Origin of the sequence: Pseudomonas sp. WHRI 8519 (assembly GCF_040224055.2) — a bacterium.
In the GTDB taxonomy this organism is placed as follows: Bacteria; Pseudomonadota; Gammaproteobacteria; order Pseudomonadales; family Pseudomonadaceae; genus Aquipseudomonas; species Aquipseudomonas putida_X.
In genome coordinates this window covers 5963097-5979741 of record NZ_CP167996.1, presented here as the reverse complement: position 1 = coordinate 5979741, position 16645 = coordinate 5963097, and the positions used below count along the sequence as shown (strand labels likewise).

At 59.9% G+C, this 16645-nt stretch carries 14 protein-coding genes and 1 rRNA gene; 4 read left to right on the top strand and 11 right to left on the bottom strand.

Features of this window, described 5'->3' with window-relative positions; translation table 11 throughout:
• Positions 1-32: 32 nt before the first annotated feature.
• Entirely contained in the window at positions 33-1340 is a 1308-nt protein-coding gene (locus tag ABRP30_RS27290) for a CitMHS family transporter (RefSeq protein WP_012316833.1), read from the bottom strand.
• Between the two features lie 267 nt (positions 1341-1607).
• Between ABRP30_RS27290 and ABRP30_RS27285 the strand changes: the two genes are divergently transcribed.
• Positions 1608-2009 (top strand): GFA family protein, encoded by a 402-nt coding sequence (locus tag ABRP30_RS27285; protein ID WP_349975532.1) that lies wholly within the window; start codon positions 1608-1610, stop codon positions 2007-2009.
• Between the two features lie 104 nt (positions 2010-2113).
• Here ABRP30_RS27285 and ABRP30_RS27280 read toward each other — a convergent pair whose 3' ends face one another.
• The 10 genes from ABRP30_RS27280 to gcvA all read right to left on the bottom strand — a co-directional run bounded on the left by ABRP30_RS27280 (position 2114) and on the right by gcvA (position 11909).
• Complete coding sequence (locus tag ABRP30_RS27280) at positions 2114-4072, bottom strand: DUF4105 domain-containing protein (RefSeq protein WP_349975531.1); 1959 nt, start codon at positions 4070-4072, stop codon at positions 2114-2116.
• Positions 4069-4389, bottom strand: coding sequence for a DUF2388 domain-containing protein (locus ABRP30_RS27275; RefSeq protein WP_225779918.1), 321 nt, complete (start codon positions 4387-4389; stop codon positions 4069-4071). The genes ABRP30_RS27280 and ABRP30_RS27275 overlap by 4 nt, the downstream gene beginning before the upstream one ends.
• A complete protein-coding gene (locus tag ABRP30_RS27270; protein WP_267819630.1) occupies positions 4374-4718 on the bottom strand; it encodes a DUF2388 domain-containing protein in 345 nt (114 codons plus the stop codon). The genes ABRP30_RS27275 and ABRP30_RS27270 overlap by 16 nt, the downstream gene beginning before the upstream one ends.
• An 83-nt stretch (positions 4719-4801) precedes the next feature.
• Positions 4802-5119, bottom strand: coding sequence for a DUF2388 domain-containing protein (locus ABRP30_RS27265; protein ID WP_241806772.1), 318 nt, complete (start codon positions 5117-5119; stop codon positions 4802-4804).
• A gap of 314 nt (positions 5120-5433) precedes the next feature.
• Complete coding sequence (locus ABRP30_RS27260; RefSeq protein WP_241806771.1) at positions 5434-5649, bottom strand: DUF1127 domain-containing protein; 216 nt, start codon at positions 5647-5649, stop codon at positions 5434-5436.
• Positions 5650-6023: 374 nt separating this feature from the next.
• Positions 6024-7517: an acetyl-CoA hydrolase/transferase family protein gene (locus tag ABRP30_RS27255; protein ID WP_039604671.1), complete on the bottom strand. Its 1494-nt coding sequence runs from the start codon at positions 7515-7517 to the stop codon at positions 6024-6026.
• Between the two features lie 187 nt (positions 7518-7704).
• Entirely contained in the window at positions 7705-9141 is a 1437-nt protein-coding gene (locus ABRP30_RS27250) for an NAD(P)(+) transhydrogenase (Re/Si-specific) subunit beta (protein ID WP_241806768.1), read from the bottom strand.
• A gap of 2 nt (positions 9142-9143) precedes the next feature.
• Positions 9144-9458, bottom strand: coding sequence for an NAD(P) transhydrogenase subunit alpha (locus ABRP30_RS27245; RefSeq protein ID WP_012316824.1), 315 nt, complete (start codon positions 9456-9458; stop codon positions 9144-9146).
• 11 nt (positions 9459-9469) lie between these two features.
• Entirely contained in the window at positions 9470-10591 is a 1122-nt protein-coding gene (locus ABRP30_RS27240; RefSeq protein ID WP_349975530.1) for a Re/Si-specific NAD(P)(+) transhydrogenase subunit alpha, read from the bottom strand.
• Between the two features lie 409 nt (positions 10592-11000).
• Entirely contained in the window at positions 11001-11909 is a 909-nt protein-coding gene (gene gcvA / locus ABRP30_RS27235; RefSeq protein ID WP_349975529.1) for a transcriptional regulator GcvA, read from the bottom strand.
• Between the two features lie 161 nt (positions 11910-12070).
• On the opposite strand from gcvA, the gene ABRP30_RS27230 reads away from it, so the two are divergent.
• The 3 genes from ABRP30_RS27230 (at position 12071) to ABRP30_RS27220 (ending at position 16592) form a co-directional block, all read left to right on the top strand.
• A complete protein-coding gene (locus ABRP30_RS27230) occupies positions 12071-13252 on the top strand; it encodes an acyl-CoA dehydrogenase (protein WP_349975528.1) in 1182 nt (393 codons plus the stop codon).
• Positions 13253-13266: 14 nt separating this feature from the next.
• Positions 13267-14487, top strand: a complete 1221-nt coding sequence (locus tag ABRP30_RS27225) for a CaiB/BaiF CoA-transferase family protein (RefSeq protein ID WP_349975527.1) — start codon at positions 13267-13269, stop codon at positions 14485-14487.
• Positions 14488-15055: 568 nt separating this feature from the next.
• Positions 15056-16592 (top strand): 16S ribosomal RNA (locus ABRP30_RS27220).
• Positions 16593-16645: the final 53 nt, after the last annotated feature.

The window sequence follows — 16645 nt, the reverse complement described above, 5'->3', positions numbered from 1 at the left end:
GGGCACTTCGCGTTGCGGTGACAGGCGTTTATTTAAAGACTGCTGAACAGCGGAAAAATGCCCATCAGCAGTGCGGCGAGCATTATGCACATGCACACCAGTACTGCCCACTTGAGGGTGAAGCGCTGATGATCACCGAATTCGATGCCTGCCAGCGCCACCAGCAGGTAGGTCGAGGGTACCAGCGGGCTCAGCAGGTGTACCGGTTGACCGACGATCGACGCGCGGGCCATTTCCACCGGGCTGATGCCGTAGTGGCTGGCCGCTTCCGCCAGCACCGGCAGCACCCCGTAATAGAAGGCGTCATTGGACATGAAGAAGGTGAACGGCATGCTCACGATCGCGGTGATCACCGCCAGGTAAGGGCCCAGCGCCTCGGGAATGACCGCCAGCAAGCTTTTGGACATGGCCTCGACCATGCCGGTACCCGACAGGATGCCGGTGAAGATACCTGCAGCGAAGATCAGCCCGGTTACGGCGAGCACGCTGCCAGCGTGGGCGGCGATACGGTCCTTCTGCTGCTGAAGGCAGGGGTAGTTGACGATCATGGCGATGCTGAAGGCGATCATGAACAGCACCGGCAGTGGCAGCAGGCCTGCGATCAGTGCAGCCATCAGCGCGGCGGTGAGCGCACCGTTGAACCACAGAAGCTTGGGCCGGCGTGCGTCGGGGAACTGCGACACGGTAATTTCGCTGTGATCGATGTCGTCGGTAGGCAGGTGCAGCTCACCCAGGCGGGCACGCTCACGCTTGCCGTACATGTAGGCGATGGCGAGGATCGCCAGCACGCCGAAGACCATGGCCGGGATCATCGGTACGAAAATGTCCGACGGGTCTACGTGCAGGGCACTGGCTGCGCGGGCAGTGGGGCCGCCCCATGGGGTCATGTTCATGACCCCACCGGCGAGTATGATCAAGCCGGCCATGATCCGCGGGCTCATGCCCAGGCGGCTATACAGGGGCAGCATGGCGGCGCAGCAGATCATGTAGGTGGTGGCGCCGTCACCGTCCAGCGAGACCACCAGGGCCAGGACAGCGGTGCCGACCGAGACTTTCAGCGGGTCGCCCTTGACCAGCTTGAGGATCTTGCGCACCGCCGGGTCGAACAGGCCGGAGTCGATCATCAGGGCGAAGTAAAGGATGGCGAACATCAGCATGACGCCTGTGGGCGCGAGCTTGCTGATGCCTTCGAGCATCATCGGGCCGATCTTGGCGGAAAAACCACCGAACAGGGCGAACAGGATCGGTACCAGGATCAGTGCGATCAAGGCCGACAGGCGCTTGGTCATGATCAGGTACATGAAGGTGATGACCATGGCAAAGCCGAGGAAGGTCAGCATGGCAATACTCCAGGCGTGGCGCGGCGAAAGGAAAGTCGATCGGGGCGAATCAGCGCGTCAAGCGCTGCACGGGGAGCAAGCGGAGGGGTACTGCGAAAGGGCGGGCACAGGAATACATCAGAATCACCATTGTTGTTGTTGATTGGGCCGGGCGCGGAATAGTCCGGGTGCCCTGGCTGACCGGTCTTGTGCCGGTAGTGGTGGCTATCCTATGGGTGCAAGCTTTCAGCCAGCTTTCGCCAGAAAAAGGGCGACGGGAGGTAGGAGATGTCTGATGTAACTGAAGGTGGCTGCCATTGCGGCGCCTTGCGCTATTGCTTGAAGGGTGAGTTGGCCAATATCGCCCATTGCCATTGTTCGATCTGCCGGCGGGTCAGCGGGGGCCTGCTGGTGACCTGGCTCACCGTGCCGCGCTCCGGTTTCCAATGGGTGGCGGGCAGGCCGCAGTGCTATGTGGCACCGGCCAGTTGCAAGCGCTACTTCTGTGGTGATTGTGGTGCACATGTGGCATTGGTGACGTCGCATAGCCCGGGCAGCATCGATGTGACGGTAGCGACGCTGGACCACCCGGAACGGGTGCGGCCCACGCGGCACATCTGGACCGGGAGCCGGTTACCTTGGCTGCATGTGGATGAAGGTTTGCCTGAGGAGCAAGAGGAAAAACCCTAGCGTATGGACGCATTACTACCCTGTCGCCGGCAATTGGCCCTCATACATGACCCATGGTGCACGCTGGGGGAGCCGCCTTGCCGGCGATAGGGCCAGAAGGGCGATCAAGGTAGTTGCAGGCCGCCTGCTGCCTTGTGCAGCGCCCGCAGGTGTTCACCGATCTGCTTCACATTGGCCTCGACCGCTGCAATTTCCTTGGCCCGCGAAGGCTCCAGCAGAGCCCTGACTTCTCTGTCGAGGTCAGTGCTCAAACGCAGCAGCTGCGACTGCCGTTCACTACTGACTTTCTCCAGATGCTCGCGCTCATCCGGCTGCGGCAGCCCGTATCCCTTGGTATCCAGCAGTTCGGCCGGGCGGCTGAGGAAGCCACTGTTGGCGAGCATCTGTTTGAGTGTCTGGTCGGCCTTGTTGACACTGCCGTCTTTCAGCGCGGCCGCATTCAGATAGCGCTGTTTCACTTCATCCTGAGCCAGCAGCAGTTGGCGGCGCAGGCTGGCCTGTTCCAGCAGCAGCAAGGCGGCGCTGGTGCGCAGGTCGGCTTGCGAGAACCAGCCGCGGCGTTGTTCGGCGTCCTGGGCCAGCCAGTCCTCGACCTTGTCCTGCTTGACTGGCAGCTGTTTCTTCAGCACATCGAACATCGCCTGGTAGCGGTCGCGATAGGAGTCGAAACGGTAGCCCAGGCGCAAGGCTTCGCGCGGGTCGTCGAGCACGCTGGTATCGGCCAGTCCGCGACCTTTCAATACGGCGAGCAAACCGTTGGGCATGATGCTGTCGAGGTCGTTCAGGCGCGGGTTGGCGGTGCCGCTGCGCAACAGTTTCAAGGACTCTACCGCACAGTTGTTGGACAGGAACCAGTAGTTGCCGTCATAACTCCAGTGCATCTCTGCGGCCTGGCGTACCAGGTTTTCTACTTCGTCGCGGTTGAGCTTCAACGGCACCGACGCCAGGCTGCGCAGTTCGGTCTTGGTGTATTCGTCGATCACCTGGGCCAGCGGTAGCACGAACAGCCTTGACGGATAGGCTCCAACCAGGCCATCCCAGCTGGACAGTTGAACGTCGTTGACGAACGCCCGGTAGGAGAGCACCAGGTGCTGGTCGAGGTCCAGGCGGCAGTCTGGCCCCCTTGGGCGGCCGGGTTTGCAGATCACCAGGCGCAACATGCTGTGGCCCCAGCGGCTTACCAGGTTCTGGTTGGCCTCGGCCAGGAGAAAGTCCACCTCGTAGACCCGCTCTGGGTCGATTTCGCCCAACGGCTGGCGGGCGAAGTCGCTGCCGGCGTTGAGGAATGGCAATCCCTTGGCGCACGTTGTCTGCTTGGGCGCCCAGCCGAAATGATCAGTCAGGTACTGATTGAGCGCTGGCCGACGGCAGCCATAGCTCGGGTCCAGGAGGAAGTACTCCATGTTGACCGCGATGTATTCCTTGGGGCTGCTCAGCTCATAGCTGTCGGGGCTGCGCAGGAACTGGCCATTGTGCTGTTCGCGCTCACCGCGGCGGCCGACGTATTGCGGCCAGCCGGCCAGGTCGAGCAGGCGCGGGTCATCGCTCAGGGTAAAGCGGCGCTCGGCCTGGCCGCGACACTGCTCGGGCAGGCCGACCTTACCCACGGTGCCTTGCTGGCGTTTGCAGCGGGCGATCAACGAGTGTTCAGCACTGGGCCAGAGTCGGGCTCGGTCGTATATGTGGGTAAGTTCGTGCAGGACTGTAGCCAGCAACTCCTCACGCACCGTGCCATGCGGACGGTTGGTGCGCTCTTTGGCGGCACTGCCGTCCGCCAGGCTGGGCAGCAGGCGCCGGTTGAGCTGCAGGGTCGAGACCAAGGAGGCCTGGCCGTAGGCGTCAGCTGGCATGTTGTCGTTCCAGCTGACTTCGACGCGCCGGTTGAGCTGTTGCTTGAAGCGGGGAGGGAGCTTGGCCAGAGCCTCATCAAGCAGAGTTTGGGTGGCTTGAGCCTGCTGTGGGGTCAAGCCGGCTGCCTGCAGCTCGAGCTGCAGGTCAGCCAGGGCGGGCGTGCCCAGCAGCGTCAGGGCGCAGCCGAGCAACCAGGCACGTACGCGGTTCACAGCGCCAGGATGGCTTCGGCCAGCACCTGGTCGCTGGCGTCGCGCGCTTCAGGCACGCGTTCGCGCAGTGTGTTGAAAGCGGCCTCAAGCTGGGCGCCACGAATATCACCGTTGCTGGCGACGAAGCTTGCGGCGTCGTCATGGGCTTCACGCACGACCTTGGAGTCGCGGATCGAGGTGGTGGTGTCAGAGGTGAAGTCGATCGAGCGGCCGAAGGCTCGCACGATGATGTTGCTGGTGGCCACCAGAGTTTGTGCCTGGGCCAGGTCGGCCAGCAGCAGCATGCCGAGGGTAGCGGCGATCAGCGGTTTACGCATGGAGCATCTCCGGAAATACAGGGAGTCAGATTTAGTGATTGGACGAGAATTGCTTCTGCCAGTTCACGGTCGCCGATAGATTGACGAATGTCGTCGTGTCGTAGCGACTTGAACGCTGCTTCCAGGCGTGCTCCGTGAATCAGGCCGTCGCTGGCGACGAAGGCTGCGGCATCATCGCGAGCCTGCCTGACCAGCTTGCGGTCGAATGGGGCAGTCGTGACCTGGCTGGTGACGTAGCCTGTGATGACCAGGCCTTGCGTGGTGGTGTCCATGGCATGGGCACTGCCCATGGTGACTACGCAGAACAGTAGCGGCAACAGATAACGCATTGGCTTTCTTACGACAGGAACAGGAACGTCGAAGGCTAGCCCACAAGTACCGGCCAGGGCCAGCGCTTGTGGGCTGTAGCAGGTCAGAGCGCCAGGATGGCCTGAGCCAACTGCGCATCGCTGGCCTGCAGGGCTGGCATGTTCGAGCGGATGTGCAGCAAAGCGCTTTCGAGCTTGGCGCCGCGAATGGCGCCCTGGCTACCCACGTAGCTGGCCGCGTCGTCGCGCGCGGCCTGCACGATCTTGTCATCGCGGAACGACGAAGACACATCGGAGGTGGCGTCGGTGGAGGCGGCAACCGCGCCAACGACTGCGTCAGTAGTGACAATGAAGCTGGTGGCGTGGGCAGTGCCGGCCAGGCCGAGCAGCAGGGCTGCGCCAATCAGGTATTTACGGGTCATGGTCGTGCACTCCTGGGGAAGGTTCGGGTAGATCTGCTTGAGACGCTCACACGGGTCGTCCGTCACGGTGGCTTTGAGCATCTGGTTTTTATCAGACCGCCCAGTCAAGCGTATCACGCGCCGGAATGAATGGATGTTAATGAACGGCGCACAAGCAAACTGTTATGGTTGTTTTTTGAATCTACAAAACTGTACTTGTTGCTGACGGCAGCGCCTCGGTTGAACCACCGGGCAAACTCATAAAAAAACCCGCTGCAGTTTCCTGCAACGGGTTTGGAAATTCGCGGTGCCGGCCGCAGCCGGCGAGCCGGGGCTTAGCGCCAGAACGGCTTGCTCAGCTCTTCGTAACGCTGCGACTCGCTGATACCGGCATCTGCCAGCAGGCGGGCATCCAGGCGAGCCAGTTGACGACGGCTGGCCATGCGGCGCTGCCACAGCAGCAGGGTAGAGAGCGCGCGCAGCGGCAGGGAAGCGTGGGTTTGCTGGGCGTTGTTTTCAAAAACGAGACCGGAACTGAGGGTACGTTCCATGATGTTTCATCCTTCCGCTTATGGCGGGACTAGGGAGTGGTTTAACTGATGCCAATGATCCTCCTTTGCTGTCCATAACAGTAGATACAGTTCTGCTGCATAACGATGGTTCAGTTAACTGTGTAACCCTACTGTTGCACTCGAAACAGGCGCAACTGTACTGGTCGGCACTGTTTTGGTGCTTTTTTGAGATTTGGATGGGTTTGCTCAGGCGGAGCGGAGAGGAATTACCGGTACAGTAGTACAGTTTTTTGGCTTGGTGAGTGCCTTGCTGAATCGACTAGGCGCGAAAGGGCTGCAGAGCAGCCCTCACAGTATCGCTGGGGATGGGAAACGCGTGGCGGCCAATGGCAGTGGCTGGCCGCTGCTACAGATCAGCTGGCGAGCATGCGCCCACTTTCTTCCAGATTTTCGTGCCAGCTCAGCGCTTCACGCAGGATATGCGGGGTATGGCCGCCGCGCAGGCAAGCCCGATCGAAATAGTCGTTCAACGCCGCACGGTAATCCGGGTGGACACAGTTATCGATGATCGCCCGTGCCCGCTCCCGCGGCGCGAGGCCCCTCAGGTCTGCCAGCCCCTGCTCAGTCACCAGGATGTCCACATCGTGTTCGGTGTGGTCGACATGGCTCACCATAGGTACAACGCTGGAGATCGCGCCGCCTTTCGCGATCGACTTGGTGACGAATACGGCCAGGTGCGCATTACGGGCGAAATCGCCGGAGCCACCGATACCGTTCATCATCCGGGTGCCACAGACGTGCGTGGAGTTGACGTTGCCGTAGATGTCGAACTCCAGCGCGGTGTTGATGCCGATGATGCCCAGGCGGCGCACGACCTCAGGGTGGTTGGAGATCTCCTGCGGGCGCAGGACCAGTTTGTCCTTGTAGCGCTCCAGGTTGCCGAATACGTCGGCATTGCGACGGCCCGACAGGGTGATGGAGCTGCCTGAGGCAAAACTCAGCTTGCCAGCGTCGATCAGGTCGAAGGTCGAGTCCTGAAGCACTTCGGAGTACATGGTCAGGTCTTCGAACGGCGACTCGATCAAGCCACACATCACCGCGTTGGCGATGCTGCCGATGCCGGCCTGCAGTGGGCCGAGCCTGTTGGTCATGCGGCCTGCATCCACTTCGTTCTTGAGGAAGTTGATCAGGTGGTCGGCGATGGCCTGGGTTTCGTCGTCCGGCGGCAGCACCGTGGACGGCGAATCTGGCTGGTCGCTGATGACGATGCCGACGATCTTGGCGGGGTCGATCGGGATCGCGGTGCTGCCGATGCGATCATCCACTTTCACCAGCGGGATCGGCGTGCGGGTCGGGCGATAGGTCGGGATATAAATGTCGTGCAGGCCTTCGAGGTTGGCGTTGTGCGACAGGTTGATCTCGACAATCACCTGCTTGGCGAAGATCGCGAAGCTCGCCGAGTTGCCCACCGAGGTGGTCGGCACGATGTGGCCCTGTTCGGTGATGGCCACCGCTTCGATTACCGCGATGTCCGGCAATTTGAGCTGCTGATTGCGCAGTTGCTCTACGGTTTCCGACAGGTGCTGGTCGATGAACATCACCTGACCGTCGTTGATGGCTTTGCGCAGGGTGCTGTCGACCTGGAACGGCATGCGGCGCGCCAGCACGCCGGCCTCGGTCAACTGCTTGTCCAGGTCATTGCCCAGGCTGGCGCCGGTCATCAGGCTGATTTTCAGAGGCGACAGCTTGGCGCGTTCGGCCAAGGCATGCGGTACGGCCTTGGCTTCGCCGGCGCGGGTGAAACCGCTCATGCCGACGGTCATGCCGTCCTCGATCAGGCCAGCGGCATCAGCCGCACTCATTACCTTGCTGTGCAGGGAGGACAAGCGGATACGATCACGGTACATGGATTGTTATCTCGGGCTACTGAAGCTACTGCCGGGCAGTCTAGAGATTTACCCCGGCGCCGTCCCACGACCATGGTCGTATGAGGCGCCCGGGAATAGAGCCATTGATCTGGATAAGCAAAATGCAGAAGCCCCGGGAGGGGACTCGCCGGGGCTTCTTCACGTTCGACGTGTTGGTGGAAGCGGGTTACTCGACGGCTTTGACCATATCCTCGATGACCTTCTTCGCGTCACCGAATACCATCATGGTCTTGTCCAGGTAGAACAGTTCGTTGTCCAGGCCGGCGTAGCCGCTGGCCATGGAGCGTTTGTTGACGATGACGGTTTTGGCTTTGTACGCCTCCAGGATCGGCATGCCCGCGATCGGCGACTTTGGATCGTTCTTCGCCGCCGGGTTGACCACGTCGTTGGCGCCAAGCACCAACACGACGTCGGCCTGGCCGAACTCGGCGTTGATGTCTTCCATCTCGAACACCTGGTCGTAAGGCACTTCGGCCTCGGCCAGCAGTACGTTCATATGCCCGGGCATTCGCCCTGCCACTGGGTGGATGGCGTACTTCACGGTCACGCCGTTGTGGGTCAGCTTCTCGGTCAGTTCCTTGAGCGCGTGCTGGGCACGGGCTACCGCCAGGCCGTAGCCGGGTACGATGATCACCGTGTCGGCGTTACTCAGCAGGAAGGTCGCGTCATCCGCCGAGCCAGACTTCACTGGGCGTTGCTCTTTCGAGCCTTGCGCCGCGCCGGCATCGACATCTCCGCCGAAGCCGCCAAGGATGACGTTGAAGAACGAGCGATTCATCGCTTTGCACATGATGTACGAGAGGATCGCACCGCTGGAGCCCACCAGGGAGCCGGCGATGATCAGCATCGAGTTGTTCAGCGAGAAGCCGATACCGGCTGCCGCCCAACCCGAATAGCTGTTGAGCATCGACACCACCACCGGCATGTCTGCACCGCCGATCGGGATAATGATCAGCACACCCATGATGAAGGCCAGGACCAGCATCAGGGTGAAGGCGCTGTAGTGGCCGGTGAAGGTGAACAGCAGGCCCAGGGCAATCGTGGTCAGGCCCAGAATCAGGTTCAGCTTGTGCTGGCCGGCGAACTGTACCGGTGCGCCTTGGAAAAGGCGGAACTTGTACTTGCCCGACAGCTTGCCGAACGCGATCACGGAGCCTGAGAAGGTGATTGCACCGATTGCAGCGCCAAGGAACAGCTCCAGGCGGTTACCGGTGGGGATCGGGTCGCTGATGCTAGCGACAATGCCCATCGATTGCGGTTCGAGTACTGCCGCGATGGCGATGAACACCGCCGCCAGGCCGATCATGCTGTGCATGAAGGCGACCAGCTCCGGCATCTTGGTCATCTCCACGCGCTTGGCCATGATCGAACCGGCAGTCCCGCCGACCAGCAGGCCGACGATGACGTAACCGATACCGGCAGTTGCCAGCTCTGCGCCAAGCTTATAGATGAGGCCAACCGTGGTGAGGATCGCGATCCCCATGCCGATCATGCCGAACAGGTTGCCGCGCCGCGACGTGGTCGGGTGCGACAGGCCCTTGAGTGCCTGAATGAAACAGACCGAGGCGACGAGATAGAGGAGCGTTACCAGATTCATGCTCATGCTTACTTCTGCGCCTCGTTCTTGGTTTTCTTCTTGAACATCTCAAGCATGCGACGGGTGACCAGGAAGCCACCGAACACGTTGACTGCAGCCAGAGCCACCGCGAGGGTGCCCATCAGTTTGCCGGCCGGGGTCACGGTCAGCGCGGCAGCCAGCATGGCGCCGACGATGACGATGGCCGAGATGGCGTTGGTGACCGCCATCAGGGGCGTGTGCAGTGCCGGGGTCACGTTCCAGACCACGTGATAGCCGATGTAGATGGCCAGCACGAAGATGATCAGGTTGTAGATGCCGTGGGAAATCAGCATGTCTTCCATTGTCGTGCTCCTTAGCCGTTCTTGCGCACGACCTGGCCGTCGCGGCACATGAGGCACGCGGCGACGATGTCGTCTTCGAGGTTGATGACCAGCGCACCGTCCTTGTCGAACAGCAGCTTCATGAAATCCAGCAGGTTGCGTGCATACAGTGCCGAGGCATCTGCCGCCACCTGGGCCGGCAGGTTGGTCGGGCCGACGATGGTCACGCCGTTTTCTATCACGACCTGGTCGGCGACGGTCAGCGGGCAGTTGCCGCCTTGGGCGGCGGCCAGGTCGATGACCACCGAGCCTGGCTTCATCTGCGCCACGGTTTCGGCGCTGAGCAGCGTCGGAGCCTTGCGGCCAGGGATGAGCGCCGTAGTGATGACGATGTCGGCCTGTTTGGCCCGCTCATGCACGGCCTGGGCCTGACGCTGCATCCAGCTGGCCGGCATCGGCCGGGCATAGCCGCCGACGCCTTCTGCGCACTCGCGTTCCTCATCGGTCTCGTAGGGCACGTCGATGAACTTGGCGCCCAGCGACTCGATCTGCTCCTTGACCGCCGGGCGTACGTCGGACGCCTCGATGGCTGCGCCCAGGCGCTTGGCGGTGGCAATGGCTTGCAGGCCGGCGACGCCAGCACCCAGGATCAGCACGCGCGCGGCTTTCACAGTACCGGCGGCGGTCATCAGCATCGGCATGAAGCGCGGGTAGTGATGGGCAGCCAGTAGCACGGCCTTGTAACCGGCGATGTTGGCCTGGGACGACAGCACGTCCAGGCTCTGGGCCCGCGATGTGCGCGGCGCGGCTTCCAGGGCGAAGGCAGTGATACCGCGCTCTGCCATCTTGCCGATCAGCTCGTTGTTGAAGGGGTTGAGCATGCCCACCAGAAGGCTGCCGCTGTTGATCAGGGCCAGCTCTTGGTCGTTGGGGCCGACCACCTTGAGAACCAGTTGGGCGCCGTAGGCATCGGCTGCGCTTCCCAGGGAAGCACCCACAGCCTCATAGGCACTGTCCGGAATGCTGGCATTGAGCCCTGCCCCCCGTTGGACGGTGACCTGATGGCCCTGGCCAATCAGTTTCTTGATGGTTTCCGGGGTCGCAGCGACCCTTGTCTCACCGGTCTGCGTCTCGAGAGGAACACCAATGTGCACGACTATTTCTCCTGCGGTGACCTTTTTGTCTTTATGAAGCCAGCGCACTTCGGGTGGTGCGCGGGTTTGGCTATTGGGCGCCAGCCCGCCGAATCCAGGGCGGGCGGAGCATTTTGCAGACGAACCCAAGGCCCTTCAACCGGTTCTGGAGCGAAACGAAGTTAAAACTACAAGTCACCCTGTGACCGTATGTCGCAACGAGTGGGCCGCAGCCCGTCAAGCATGGGCTATTGGCAGGTTAGGGGATTTTTTGAATTTTTTTGCATTGATTTCGCGGATGGACTCGCGATGGTCGTAAAACCCTCTGAAAGCCGCGTGTTTAACGGTTTTATTGAGGTTTTTCGATTCACCTGAACAGTTTGCTTATATGCGACAAAAACATACATCTGTAGGTGTTCAAAATAATTGACTACAAAGGTAGGGAAGGGGCGGTGTAGTGCTGTGCCTGCGCCAGGAGCCAATCACGGAATGCCCGCAGCGATGCCGACTCGGCCTTGCGTTCGGGAATCATCAGATAATAGGCCTTGTCGCTGGACAGGGCGTATCTGTTAGCGACCACCAGCCTGCCTTGCTCCAGCTCCCGCTGAATCAAGAATGGTGGTATCAGCGCGATGCCCATCTGGTGGATTGCAGCCTGGGCCAGCATGGAGAACAGTTCATAGCGCGGACCTGTCATATCGCCGGAAACGTTCATGCCCAAACCGTTGAACCACTGGCGCCAGGCGTAGGGCCGGGTGGTCTGCTGCAGCAGCGGTAGGTTGGCGATACGCGTCGCGTCGAGCATGCCGTGGCCGTCCAGCAAGGCCGGGCTGCACACAGGTACCGGGTTTTCGCCCATCAGGCGGTGGGCGTGCGTGCCTGACCAGTCGCCATCGCCAAAATAGATAGCGGCATCGAACGCCGTGTCGGCAAACAGGAATGGCCGTGTGCGGTTGGTCAGGTTGACGGTGACGTCCGGGTGTCGCTGCTGGAAGTCCTTGAGCCGAGGCAGCAGCCATTGGGTGCCGAAGGTCGGCACCACGGCCAGTTCGATCACGTTGGCACCTTGCTGGCGCATTACCGACAAGGTGTCGCGCTCTACTGCATCCAGCTGGGCGGCGACCTGGCGGCTATAGGACAGTCCCGCCTCGGTCAGCTTGACGCCGCGCCGCGAACGCCGGAACAGCTCTACGTTGAGAAACGCTTCAAGGCCGCCGATCTGGCGACAGACGGCGCCCTGGGTCAGCGCAAGCTCCTGAGCAGCCTTGGTAAAGCTTTCGTGGCGCGCTGCCGCTTCGAAGCAGACCAATGCGGTGGTACTGGGGATCTTGCGGCGCATGTACGGCAACCTCACTCATAGTGTTTGCGACACTGGGTTTTTAGCGTTTCGGAGTGACAAATTATCACTAATGCGTGCGCAATCCTCGTTTGTCCTCGTTGTAGATCAGGCCTAGGATCAAAGGCACAAGAATCTGCTCCCCTATTTCGAGGATTTCGTTCATGGCCGGTAAAGCAAGCTTCAACTGGATCGACCCGCTGCTGCTGGACCAGCAGCTCACTGAAGAAGAGCGCATGGTTCGTGACAGCGCCTATCAGTTCGCCCAGGACGAGCTGGCACCGCGGGTGCTGGAGGCGTTCCGCCATGAGCAGACCGACCCCGCTATCTTTCGCGAAATGGGTGAGGTCGGACTGCTGGGCGCAACCATTCCCGAGCAATATGGCGGGAGTGGCCTTAACTACGTGTGCTACGGGCTGATTGCCCGGGAAGTGGAACGTATCGACTCCGGCTACCGCTCGATGATGAGTGTGCAGTCTTCACTGGTGATGGTGCCGATCAACGAATTCGGTACCGAGGCGCAGAAACAGAAGTACCTGCCCAAGCTCGCCAGCGGCGAGTGGATCGGTTGCTTTGGCTTGACCGAACCTAACCATGGCTCCGACCCGGGCTCGATGATCACTCGTGCCAGGACAGTGGACGGTGGCTATCGCCTGAGCGGCAGCAAGATGTGGATCACCAACAGCCCGATCGCCGATGTGTTCGTGGTCTGGGCCAAGGATGACGCGGGGGATATCCGGGGCTTTGTCCTTGAAAAGGGTTGGCAGGGTCTCAGTGCGCCGGCAATCCACGGCAAGGTCGGCCTGCGCGCGTCGATCACCGGCGAAATCGTGATGGACAATGTGTTCGTGCCAGAGGAGAACATCTTCCCGGAAGTGCGTGGCCTCAAAGGTCCGTTCACCTGCTTGAACTCTGCCCGTTATGGTATTTCCTGGGGTGCTCTGGGGGCGGCTGAAGCCTGCTGGCACACCGCTCGCCAGTACACCCTGGACCGTCAGCAGTTCGGTCGCCCGTTGGCTGCCAACCAGCTTATCCAGAAGAAATTGGCCGACATGCAGACCGAAATCACCTTGGCCCTGCAAGGCTGCCTGCGTTTGGGGCGGATGAAGGACGAGGGCACCGCTGCGGTGGAAATCACTTCGATCATGAAGCGCAACTCGTGCGGCAAGTCGCTGGAGATTGCGCGTATGGCCCGTGACATGTTGGGTGGTAATGGTATTTCCGACGAGTTCGGTGTTGCGCGTCATCTGGTCAATCTTGAGGTGGTCAACACCTATGAGGGAACCCATGATGTACACGCGCTGATTCTGGGGCGCGCGCAAACCGGCATCCAGGCCTTCTATTGATAAGGAGCCGGGTCATGGGTGCGCTATCTCATCTGCGGGTGCTGGATCTCTCCCGTGTGCTGGCTGGGCCTTGGTCCGGTCAGATTCTGGCTGACCTGGGCGCCGATGTGATCAAGGTCGAGCGCCCAGGCTGTGGCGACGATACCCGCGCCTGGGGGCCGCCCTTCCTCAAGGATGCACAAGGCGAGAACACCAGCGAGGCGGCTTACTACTTGTCGGCCAACCGCAACAAGCGTTCGGTGACCATCGACTTTACGCAGCCGGAGGGGCAGCGCCTGGTGCGTGAGCTGGCTGCGAAGTCGGACATCGTCATCGAAAACTTCAAGGTAGGCGGGTTGGCTGCCTATGGGCTGGATTACGCGAGCCTGAAGTCGGTGAATCCCAAGCTTATCTATTGCTCGATCACTGGCTTCGGTCAGACCGGGCCCTACGCGAAGCGCGCCGGCTATGACTTCATGATCCAGGGGCTGGGCGGGCTGATGAGCCTGACCGGGCGCCCGGATGGTGAGGAAGGTGCCGGGCCTGTGAAGGTGGGGGTAGCGCTTACCGATATTCTGACTGGGCTGTATTCGACCGTGGCCATACTGGCGGCCCTTGCCCATCGCGACCAGACCGGGGTTGGGCAGCACATCGATATGGCCTTGCTGGATGTGCAGGTAGCATGCCTGGCCAACCAGGCGATGAACTACCTCACTACCGGCAACGCGCCTCGCCGGCTGGGCAATGCACATCCTAATATTGTGCCTTATCAGGATTTCCCGACCGCAGATGGCGACTTCATTCTCACCGTGGGCAACGATGGCCAGTTCCGCAAGTTCGCCGAGGTGGCTGGTCAGCCTCAATGGGCTGATGACCCACGTTTCGCAACCAACAAGCTGCGCGTGGCCAATCGGTCGCAGCTGATTCCCTTGATTCGCCAGGCCACAGTGTTCAAGACAACGGCGGAGTGGGTGAGCCAGTTGGAGGCTGCGGGCGTACCCTGTGGGCCGATCAATGATCTGGCGCAGATGTTCCAGGATCCGCAGGTGCTTGCTCGCGGCCTGGCAGTGAGCATGCCGCATGCCTTGGCTGGGAGTGTGCCGCAGGTGGCCAGCCCTATCAGGTTATCGGAAACGCCTGTTGAGTATCGTCGTGCGCCGCCGTTGTTGGGTGAGCATACGGAGGCGGTTCTTGGGGATGTACTTGGGTTGGATGGCGATGCGCTGGGGCGTTTGCGCAGTGCCGGTGTGGTCTGAGGCTATATATAGGTGATGAAAAGCGGGGAGGCCGACAGGCCTCCCCGCTTGGCTTCTCAGCGATGGTGAAGTTTATTGGAATTAAGCCTTGACGTGTTCTCGATTCCCCTTATAATGCGCCCCACTTCCAGCGTAGTCGGAACGAGAAACTCCTTGAAATTCAATGAGTTGCTTAATCCAGGTAGTGCTGGAGGTGCTTCGGTCATTTGATCGATAGCGGTTGAAATGGTGGTTGACAGCGCTTTTAAGCGCTGTATTATTCGCCTCCCGCTACGAGAGATCGAAGCGAGCCAAGTGTTTGAAGCTAAACGAGTTTCTCGCAAAAAACTTCAAAATAAACGCTTGACAGGCTCTGAGGAAAGCGTAGAATGCGCGCCTCGGTTGAGACGAAAAGCTCTTAACCAAACGCTCTTTAACAAATCGAATCAAGCAATTCGTGTGGGTGCTTGTGAGTATGGACTGATAGTCAAAAAGATTATCAGCATCACAAGTGACCATGCGAGAAATCACATAGTCATTTGAGATTGCTGAGCCAAGTTTAGGGTTTCTTAAAAACCCAAGCAGTATTGAACTGAAGAGTTTGATCATGGCTCAGATTGAACGCTGGCGGCAGGCCTAACACATGCAAGTCGAGCGGATGACGGGAGCTTGCTCCTTGATTCAGCGGCGGACGGGTGAGTAATGCCTAGGAATCTGCCTGGTAGTGGGGGACAACGTTTCGAAAGGAACGCTAATACCGCATACGTCCTACGGGAGAAAGCAGGGGACCTTCGGGCCTTGCGCTATCAGATGAGCCTAGGTCGGATTAGCTAGTTGGTGGGGTAATGGCTCACCAAGGCGACGATCCGTAACTGGTCTGAGAGGATGATCAGTCACACTGGAACTGAGACACGGTCCAGACTCCTACGGGAGGCAGCAGTGGGGAATATTGGACAATGGGCGAAAGCCTGATCCAGCCATGCCGCGTGTGTGAAGAAGGTCTTCGGATTGTAAAGCACTTTAAGTTGGGAGGAAGGGCATTAACCTAATACGTTAGTGTTTTGACGTTACCGACAGAATAAGCACCGGCTAACTCTGTGCCAGCAGCCGCGGTAATACAGAGGGTGCAAGCGTTAATCGGAATTACTGGGCGTAAAGCGCGCGTAGGTGGTTTGTTAAGTTGGATGTGAAAGCCCCGGGCTCAACCTGGGAACTGCATCCAAAACTGGCAAGCTAGAGTACGGTAGAGGGTGGTGGAATTTCCTGTGTAGCGGTGAAATGCGTAGATATAGGAAGGAACACCAGTGGCGAAGGCGACCACCTGGACTGATACTGACACTGAGGTGCGAAAGCGTGGGGAGCAAACAGGATTAGATACCCTGGTAGTCCACGCCGTAAACGATGTCAACTAGCCGTTGGAATCCTTGAGATTTTAGTGGCGCAGCTAACGCATTAAGTTGACCGCCTGGGGAGTACGGCCGCAAGGTTAAAACTCAAATGAATTGACGGGGGCCCGCACAAGCGGTGGAGCATGTGGTTTAATTCGAAGCAACGCGAAGAACCTTACCAGGCCTTGACATGCAGAGAACTTTCCAGAGATGGATTGGTGCCTTCGGGAACTCTGACACAGGTGCTGCATGGCTGTCGTCAGCTCGTGTCGTGAGATGTTGGGTTAAGTCCCGTAACGAGCGCAACCCTTGTCCTTAGTTACCAGCACGTTATGGTGGGCACTCTAAGGAGACTGCCGGTGACAAACCGGAGGAAGGTGGGGATGACGTCAAGTCATCATGGCCCTTACGGCCTGGGCTACACACGTGCTACAATGGTCGGTACAGAGGGTTGCCAAGCCGCGAGGTGGAGCTAATCTCACAAAACCGATCGTAGTCCGGATCGCAGTCTGCAACTCGACTGCGTGAAGTCGGAATCGCTAGTAATCGCGAATCAGAATGTCGCGGTGAATACGTTCCCGGGCCTTGTACACACCGCCCGTCACACCATGGGAGTGGGTTGCACCAGAAGTAGCTAGTCTAACCTTCGGGAGGACGGTTACCACGGTGTGATTCATGACTGGGGTGAAGTCGTAACAAGGTAGCCGTAGGGGAACCTGCGGCTGGATCACCTCCTTAATCGACGACATCAGCCTGCTGATGAGCTCCCACACGAATTGCTTGATTCTTTG

Coding starts and splice junctions, on each gene's coding strand:
- ABRP30_RS27290 (WP_012316833.1), bottom strand. CDS start 1,340: ATGCTGACCTTCCTCGGCTTTGCCATGGTCATCACCTTCATGTACCTG.
- ABRP30_RS27230 (WP_349975528.1), top strand. CDS start 12,071: ATGGCCGGTAAAGCAAGCTTCAACTGGATCGACCCGCTGCTGCTGGAC.
- ABRP30_RS27225 (WP_349975527.1), top strand. CDS start 13,267: ATGGGTGCGCTATCTCATCTGCGGGTGCTGGATCTCTCCCGTGTGCTG.
- ABRP30_RS27270 (WP_267819630.1), bottom strand. CDS start 4,718: ATGCGTTATCTGTTGCCGCTACTGTTCTGCGTAGTCACCATGGGCAGT.
- ABRP30_RS27255 (WP_039604671.1), bottom strand. CDS start 7,517: ATGTACCGTGATCGTATCCGCTTGTCCTCCCTGCACAGCAAGGTAATG.
- ABRP30_RS27250 (WP_241806768.1), bottom strand. CDS start 9,141: ATGAGCATGAATCTGGTAACGCTCCTCTATCTCGTCGCCTCGGTCTGT.
- ABRP30_RS27260 (WP_241806771.1), bottom strand. CDS start 5,649: ATGGAACGTACCCTCAGTTCCGGTCTCGTTTTTGAAAACAACGCCCAG.
- gcvA (WP_349975529.1), bottom strand. CDS start 11,909: ATGCGCCGCAAGATCCCCAGTACCACCGCATTGGTCTGCTTCGAAGCG.
- ABRP30_RS27265 (WP_241806772.1), bottom strand. CDS start 5,119: ATGACCCGTAAATACCTGATTGGCGCAGCCCTGCTGCTCGGCCTGGCC.
- ABRP30_RS27245 (WP_012316824.1), bottom strand. CDS start 9,458: ATGGAAGACATGCTGATTTCCCACGGCATCTACAACCTGATCATCTTC.
- ABRP30_RS27275 (WP_225779918.1), bottom strand. CDS start 4,389: ATGCGTAAACCGCTGATCGCCGCTACCCTCGGCATGCTGCTGCTGGCC.
- ABRP30_RS27285 (WP_349975532.1), top strand. CDS start 1,608: ATGTCTGATGTAACTGAAGGTGGCTGCCATTGCGGCGCCTTGCGCTAT.